Here is a 7,057-nt window from a genome sequence, read left to right as displayed (position 1 = left end):
CACGGGCCGCACGGGAACCGCTTCACTTCCCGATGCAGAACCGCCCGAAGATGCGGCCCAATAGATCGTCATGGTAAACCACGCCCAGCACCTCGCCGAGGGCGTCGATCGCCGTCCGTAACTCGGCGGCGACCAGTTCGTCCCCCAGTTCGACCGTCGCCGCGGCGGCCTCCAGCGCCGCGGCGGCCTCGTTGAGAGCCGCCCCGCCGCGGGCGGCGGTGGCGCCGGTCAGGTGGCGCCGCGGTTCGGCCCGCTCCAGCGCCGCGGCAAGCGCCGTTTTCAGTTCCGCCAGCCCCGCCCCGGTCGCGGCGGAGACGCACGGACCGTCCGGCTCCTCGGCACGCAGATCCGCCTTTGTATAAATCACGAGGCCGGCCTCCTCGGGGACCGCTCCGCCCGGGGGGACGCAGTGGAGCATGAGGTCCGCCGTCGATAACGTCTCCGCCCGGCGGGCCTGGGCGGCGGCGGAGAGGTCGTCGCCGGCCGCTTCCTCGCCGGCGGTGTCGATCAATTCGACCGTCGCCTCGCCCAGCCGGATCGTTTCGCTCACGGCGTCCCGGGTGGTGCCGGCCGTGGGGGAGACCAGCGCCGCCGGCCGGCCGCACAGGGCATTGAATAACGAGCTTTTGCCGGCGTTCGGCGGCCCCGCCAGCACGACCCGCGGGGCCGTGGTCGACACGCTGCGGCCGGCCGCGTCGGCCGCCAGCGCCGCGATGGCGCTGCGGCCGGCTTCAATCCGCTCCCGCAGCACGTCCGGTTCGATGAAGGAGACGTCCTCCTCGGCGAAGTCCAAGCCGGCCTCCAGGTCGGCGAGGAGGTCCATTAAATCGCTACGTACCGGGGCCAGCCGGTTCGAGACGCCCCCGGAGAGTTGGTTGAGGGCGGTGTGCAGCTCCTCCGGGTCGGCGGCGTCGACGACGCCTAGCACGGCCTCGGCCTCGGTCAGCCCGATCCGCCCGGCGAGGAAGGCCCGCAGGGTGAACTCCCCCGGCCCCGCCGGCCGGAACCCCGCCGCGTGCAGCGCCGCCAGCGTCGCTTCGACCACCGGCGGCGACCCGGGCAGGTGCAGTTCGGCGCTCGGCTGGCCGGTGTAGCTGCGGTCCGTCGGCCAGACCAGCGCCGCCGCGGGGACCGGGGCGGGAAAGGCATCGAGCTTGAGTTCCCCTTCGAACCGCCGGGCGCCGCGGCCGGGATAGGCGGCCGGCTCGGCGGGGGTGAAGAGGGTGCGCAGCAACCGCGGCGTCCCCGGCCCGCTGAGGCGGACGAGCGCCCGCGCCGCCCCGCCGGGGGCGGACGCCGGGGCGGCGATCGGTTCATCCGGGTCGGGCAGGGGCACGGAGCGGCCCTACCGCTTGGACTTCTTCCCGCCGCGGGCGGCCCGGCGGGCGGCTTTGCTGTTCACGCCGGGGCGGCCGGCGTTGCGGTTGGAACTGCGGTCGCGGCGGCTGAGCTGCTGGTTCGTCGCCTCCGCCTGGGCGGCCTCGGCGGCGGCCTGGGCCTCGGCGATCTTCTCCTTGAGCCGGGCCATCGGCTTCTCCGTCGCCCGGCCGATCGCCCGGCCGATGGGGCCCTTCTTGCGGGGGGCCAGGTCCTCGTCCGGGTCGAGCTGGGCGTTGCGGGTGCGGTCCAGCAGCTTGCGCTCGGTCAGCGTCCAGCAGGCGCTGGCGATGCTGTACAGGCACCAGCCGGCGGGCAGGTGATAGATGAACAGGGCCGACAGCGGCATCATGTAGCCCATCAGCTTGTATTGCATCTCCTGCTCCGGCGTTTGGGCCGGGGGCATGAACAGCTTTTGCTGGAAGAACCACAGCGCCGCCAGCGTCACCGGCAGGATGTTCAGGAACCAGCCGAGGTAGGGGATGCGGAACGGCAGCCGGAAGAGATTGTCCGGGGCGGCGAGGTTGTCGATCCAGAGGAACTCCGCCAGCCGCAGGTCCACGCTGTTCAATAACGCGTTATAGAGCGCGATGAACACCGGGATGGTAAAAAAGACCGGCAGACAGCCCATCAGCGGGTTCACGCCGTATTTGTTCATCAGGGCCCACTGCTCGCGGCCGGCGGCCTGGGCGTCGTCGCCGCAGCGCTTTTTAATCTCCGCGATCTTGGGGGCGAGGGCCTTCTGCTTGGCGGCCATCAGGGCCGTCCGCTTGGACAGCGGGAACATCAGCAGTCGCACGCAGACCGTCAGGCTGATGATCGCCAGCCAGTACGGGAAGCCCAGGTCGTGCAGCTGGGTCATGAACCACAGCATCCCGCCGCCGATCACGCCGAACCAGCCGAGGTCCATCACCTCGTCGGCCCCCAGCGGCTCCAACAGGTCCAGCCGCTTCGGACCGGCGAACAGCGTGAAGGACCGCGTCGCCTCGCCCGGTTCGAGGTCGTCCCCCTCGCCGGCGGCGGCGGGGACCGTCACCGGGGCGCTGGTCAGACGGATCGAAATGTCGTTCAGGTTCGTCTGCTCCGGGTCCGGCTCGTCGACGACCTGCGGGACGGCGCTTTCGACCACCGGGGCGTCGTAGACGTCGCCCAGGCCGGGCAGCAGGCCCTCCTCGTCCTCGGCGTCCTCCAGGGCCGGCGCCGGCGTGGAGGCCCCGGTGCGGGGGAACAGCAGGGCGGCGAAGTACTGCACCTCCGTGCCGACGTACCGCAGCGGCTTGCGGTACTCCGCCAGCGCCCCGACGTCGGCCAGCTCCTCCTCGCGGGCGGCCAGCGCCGCCTCCGCGGCGGCGATCTGCGTCTGGAGGCGGGTCAGGGCGGCGGCGGCGTCCGCGTCATCCGGCTTGGCCTCCGCCTTCACCTCGGCGATTTCGAAGTCCCGTTGCAGGTTGGCCAGCTCCTCCTCGATCCGGCGGATGTCCGCGTCCGCGGCGAGGCTTTCCTTCAGCTTCTTCACCGCCTCGGTCGCGTCCGCGGCGGAGAGGTAGGTCGTCTCCAACTCGCCGGCGTCCTCGAAGTACGCCAACTCGATGTCGCGGAACTTGCGGGTGTTTTCCTCGTTCTCCAGCGGCAGGCCGACCGGGCCCTGCACCGTGAACCGGGCGTTCCGCCGGTCGGCGGAGAGATTCCGCAGGGTGAGGTCCATATCCACCATGTACCCGCGGGGGTCGCTGTCGCGGGCGCCCTCCCGCTGCACGTCCTCCGGGGACTCGTCCGGGGCGCCCTTCCGCAGGCGGTACGTCTTCACCGCCTCGAACGACCCGTCCGGCGCCGTGAGGGTGAACGTCGCCCCCTGGAGCACCTCGGGGTCGTCGGGGTCGGGGATGGTGCGCGTCAGCTCCCAATCGGCGAGGAGCGAATCCGTGCCCTGGCTCCGCAGGGCCGCGTCGAGGGCGTCGACGCGGGTCTGGAAGGTGCGAACCACCGCGTCCCCGTTGCCGATCACCTTCAGCGGCACGTCGCGGTCGGCCAACTCCCGGTAGCGGCCGTCGTTGAGGGTGATCCGCTCCACGGCGGCGCCGCGGCTGGTCAGCTCGGTCGCGGTGTAGTAGCCCAGCCTGGCGGCCGCCGGCGTGAGGCCGCCGAGGGTGACGGTCTTCCGGGGGTTCGGCTCCCACGCCGGCGGTTCGTCGGCGTCGTCCGCGTCGTCGGCGTCCGCGTCCGCGGGGCGGTCGGCGGCGGCCCGGTCGGCGTCGGCGAGGAACCCGCGGGGGCTCTCCCCGACGTCCTTCAACTGGACCGGCTGCGGCGGGGCGGCGTTCTGATTCGGGAACCACGCCGGCTGGATGAACCCGAACCACAGCGCCCACAACGCCAGCGTGGTCACCAGCCAGAGGGTGAACCGGCTGCTCTCCGGCGGGGCGGCGGGTTTGGTGTCCGGCACGGGGCGAACGCGGGTGGGGCGAAAGAACGGGGGCGGGGCGAAGCGGGCTTCGCCGCGACGGGGGCTTTGGGGAGACTTCGCCGGGGGGGCGGGGATCTTCCCCAGGTCGGGGTGATCTTCGCAGAGCGGGGCGAATCATCCACCCCAAGGACCCCCTAAGCCGGCGCCATGGCTCCGGCTTAGGAAAGAGAGCTACTGCCCGTTGGCCAGGCGGTCGCCGAGGTAGTTGTCCAGCTCGGGAATGTCGTAGATCTTTTCCGCCGTGACCCGGTGGTCGTACTCGACGCGGCGGAAGGTCAGGCGGTCGCCTTCCAGCGTGACGTAGCTGGCCCGGGCGTCGCCGTCGCGGGGTTGGCCGACGCTGCCGACGTTCACCAGCGCCTTGGCGGCCCCCAGCGTGTACTGCCCGTCCAGGTCGGCCGGGCTGAGAAAGTCCAGGTCTTCGGTGAACACCCCAGGGATGTGCGTGTGTCCCTGGAAGCAGTGCCGCCCGACGAGCTGGAAGATTTTGGACATCTTCGGCCCGTTATAAATGTCCTCCGGGAACACGTATTCGTTCAGCGGATTGCGGGCGCTGCCGTGGACGAACAGCAGCGTGTCGCCGCGTTCGGCGTGGGTGCGGGGCAACTCGCCGAGGAAGTCGAACCGGTCCGCGGCGCCGCGGCCGCTCTCCAGGGTGCGGCGGGTCCAGAAGATCGCGCGTTCGGCCGTCTTGTTGAACCCCTCCGGGTCGAACAGGCTGGCCTGATCGTGGTTCCCCAGCAGGGTGAGGGAGCAGCGGTCGCGGACCAGATCGATGCAGGCGGCCGGGTCCGGGCCGTAGCCGATCACGTCGCCGAGACAGTAAATCTCGTCCACCCCGGCGCCGTCGTTCAGGGCGTCGATGTCCGCGAGGACGGCCTCCAGCGCCTCCAGATTCCCGTGAATGTCGGAGAGAATGGCGCGCACGGACCGGGGCTCGGGCCAGAAGGGAGACGGAGGACGGAACACCCCGGGGACGGGCGAAAATCGAGACAGCGTACGGGGGCGAACCGCGACGCACAACCGCCGCCCGCCCCTCGGCGTCCCGCCGCTCGACCGCCCGCCCCGCCGATCCGCACGGGCTTGTCGCCGGTCGGTCGGTGCGGTCCCTTGGGGCGGCTCGTTCCCCGTCCCAACCGTCGCGCGTCCGCCCGTGTTCGCCCTCGCTTCGTTGCTGCTCGCCCCGACGCTGTTGGGGGCGGATCCCGCCGGGGATTCGCCCGCGGCGGTCGTCGACGCGACGACCGCCCCGGCCGTGCAGGTCTCCTTCCCCACCGAGGACGGCCGGCTCTACCAGATCCAACGCCGCGACGGCGACGGCTGGGAGAACGTCGACACGGCCCTCCGCGGGACCGGCGAGCCCGTGACCCGCCTGCTGCCCGCCGGCGAGTACCGCGTCGTCCGGCCGGACGGCTGGGCGCTGGTCTGGCGGGACGAGTTCGACGGGGATCAGCTGGACCTCACCAAGTGGGGCAAGGAGGAGAACAACCTCGGCGGCGGCAACAACGAGCGGCAGGCCTACCGGGTGGAGGACAAATACGCCTTCGTGCGGGACGGCAAGCTGCACCTCGCCGTTCACCGCGACCCGCACACCACCAGCGACGGCAAAACGCAGCCGTATTCCAGCGCCCGCCTCCGCACCCGCGGCCGGGCCGAGTGGACCTTCGGCCGCTTCGAGGTCCGCGCGAAGATGCCGGACGGGCAGGGAATCTGGCCGGCGGTCTGGATGCTGCCGACCGATTCCCCCTACGGCGGCTGGGCCGCCGGCGGGGAGATCGACATTCTCGAATCCCGCGGCAGCGCCGTGGAGGAGACGACCGGCGCCCTGCATTTCGGCGGCGCCTGGCCCCGCAATGAATACGTCGCCCACGCCTACGAGTTCCCGAACGAAAACGCCGCCGAGGCGTTCCACACCTACGCCGTCGAGTGGTCCGCCGACGCGATCCGCTGGTTCGTCGACGGCGAACTCGTCCAGACCCGCACCAAAGACGAATGGTTCTCCGAGGCGGCCCGGGACAACCCCTCCGCCCCGTTCGACTCGCCGTTCCACCTGTTGATCAACGTCGCCGTCGACGGCCGGTTCTTCGAGCACGTCGATCAACAGGCCGACCGCCTCCCGGCGGACGCCTTCCCCCAAACGCTGCTGGTGGATTACGTGCGGGTGTATCAGAAGGAATAGCGGCGCGCGGCGGGCGGGGTTCGTTCGGCGGCCCCGTCCCGCGCCCATTCCCGGTACAGCTCCCGCAGGTGTCGCACCCCGCCGTAGGCGCTCACGACGGAGCGGCTTACGCCGGCGGCCCGGGCCAGTTGGGCGCCGGAGAGCGGCCGGGCGCGATCGCGGTTCAGATGGAGCGCCCGCAGCAGCGCCGCCAGCGTGGCGGCCCGGCGGTCGGGGCCGGTCATCGCGGGGGGCAGCCCGGCGGCGACGCGCAGCGCCGGCCAACTGTCGACGTGGCGATACAGCGTCGAACTGGCCACGCCGGCCCACCGGCAGAACTCCAGCACGCCGAAGTCCGCCCCGCGGCGGTCCGCGAACCGCGTCACGAGGTCGACGAACCGCCGCCGGCTCCAGACCCCGCCGCGCCGGCCCGCCGCGCCCGGCGGGCGTTTCGGCCGCGGCGGCCAGAGGTCCGGCCGGCAGGCCCCGCCCGCCGCCGGCCCGGCCGCGCCCAACGGCGGGACGTTCTTCAGCGCACCGGACCGCAGCGTCGCCCGCAGCCGTTCCCGCCGCGCCTGCTCCGCCCGGCGGGCCTCCGGCGAATACAGCGTCGCCAGGTTCGCCCGGTCCCGCTCCCGCTGCGCCGCGCGCCGTTCCGCCGCCCGTTCCCGCAGCGCCGCCGGATCGGGCGGCGGAGCCTCGGCAGGCAGGGCGAAGAACGCGGCGAGTTCCGGCGGCGGCGGTTCGTTCAGAGGGTCGTTCGGGACGGCGCGCATGGCAGGCTCCGGGGGAGAAGGGGGACCGCTTCGGAGTCTTGTTAATGGACGGCAGTTCACAAGGGCGATCCCGCCGTTCGCGGCGGCGTTCGGGCAAATGTTTGAGAAGGCGGGTTTTCCGGGTCGACGGCGGTTTTAAGGGGGCCGCGAACATACCGGTTGCGGTTTCAGAACGGAGCGAGAACGCTCAAGCAGGACTTGACGACCCGTAGCGGCGGCATCCTGCCGCCGTCCGTGAGCGGAGCGAGCGGGAGTTTGAAAAGGGCCTCGTCGAGAGTCGGC

General features: G+C 71.9%; 5 protein-coding genes. 1 reads left to right on the top strand and 4 read right to left on the bottom strand.

Annotated features, from left to right (window positions below):
* Window positions 1-22: 22 nt before the first annotated feature.
* The 3 genes from ACG2DA_RS20905 to ACG2DA_RS20895 all read right to left on the bottom strand — a co-directional run bounded on the left by ACG2DA_RS20905 (window position 23) and on the right by ACG2DA_RS20895 (window position 4,768).
* Entirely contained in the window at window positions 23-1,336 is a 1,314-nt protein-coding gene (locus tag ACG2DA_RS20905) for a tRNA modification GTPase (RefSeq protein WP_395258394.1), read from the bottom strand.
* Window positions 1,337-1,345: 9 nt separating this feature from the next.
* Window positions 1,346-3,820 carry a membrane protein insertase YidC gene (yidC, locus tag ACG2DA_RS20900; RefSeq protein WP_395258393.1) on the bottom strand — a complete coding sequence of 825 codons (2,475 nt, stop codon included), beginning with the start codon at window positions 3,818-3,820 and terminating at the stop codon, window positions 1,346-1,348.
* Window positions 3,821-4,012: 192 nt separating this feature from the next.
* On the bottom strand, window positions 4,013-4,768 hold the full coding sequence (locus ACG2DA_RS20895) for a metallophosphoesterase family protein (RefSeq protein ID WP_395258392.1): 756 nt from the start codon (window positions 4,766-4,768) through the stop codon (window positions 4,013-4,015).
* 226 nt (window positions 4,769-4,994) lie between these two features.
* Between ACG2DA_RS20895 and ACG2DA_RS20890 the strand changes: the two genes are divergently transcribed.
* Window positions 4,995-6,020, top strand: coding sequence for a family 16 glycosylhydrolase (locus ACG2DA_RS20890; protein ID WP_395258391.1), 1,026 nt, complete (start codon window positions 4,995-4,997; stop codon window positions 6,018-6,020).
* Here the strand turns inward: ACG2DA_RS20890 and ACG2DA_RS20885 are convergent.
* Complete coding sequence (locus ACG2DA_RS20885) at window positions 6,008-6,775, bottom strand: hypothetical protein (protein WP_395258389.1); 768 nt, start codon at window positions 6,773-6,775, stop codon at window positions 6,008-6,010. The genes ACG2DA_RS20890 and ACG2DA_RS20885 overlap by 13 nt on opposite strands.
* Window positions 6,776-7,057 lie beyond the last annotated feature (282 nt).

Origin of the sequence: Alienimonas sp. DA493 (genome assembly GCF_043951915.1) — a bacterium.
In the GTDB taxonomy this organism is placed as follows: Bacteria; Planctomycetota; Planctomycetia; order Planctomycetales; family Planctomycetaceae; genus Alienimonas.
The sequence above is the reverse complement of the archived record's forward strand: the minus strand, read 5'-3'. Positions and strand labels throughout refer to the sequence as shown.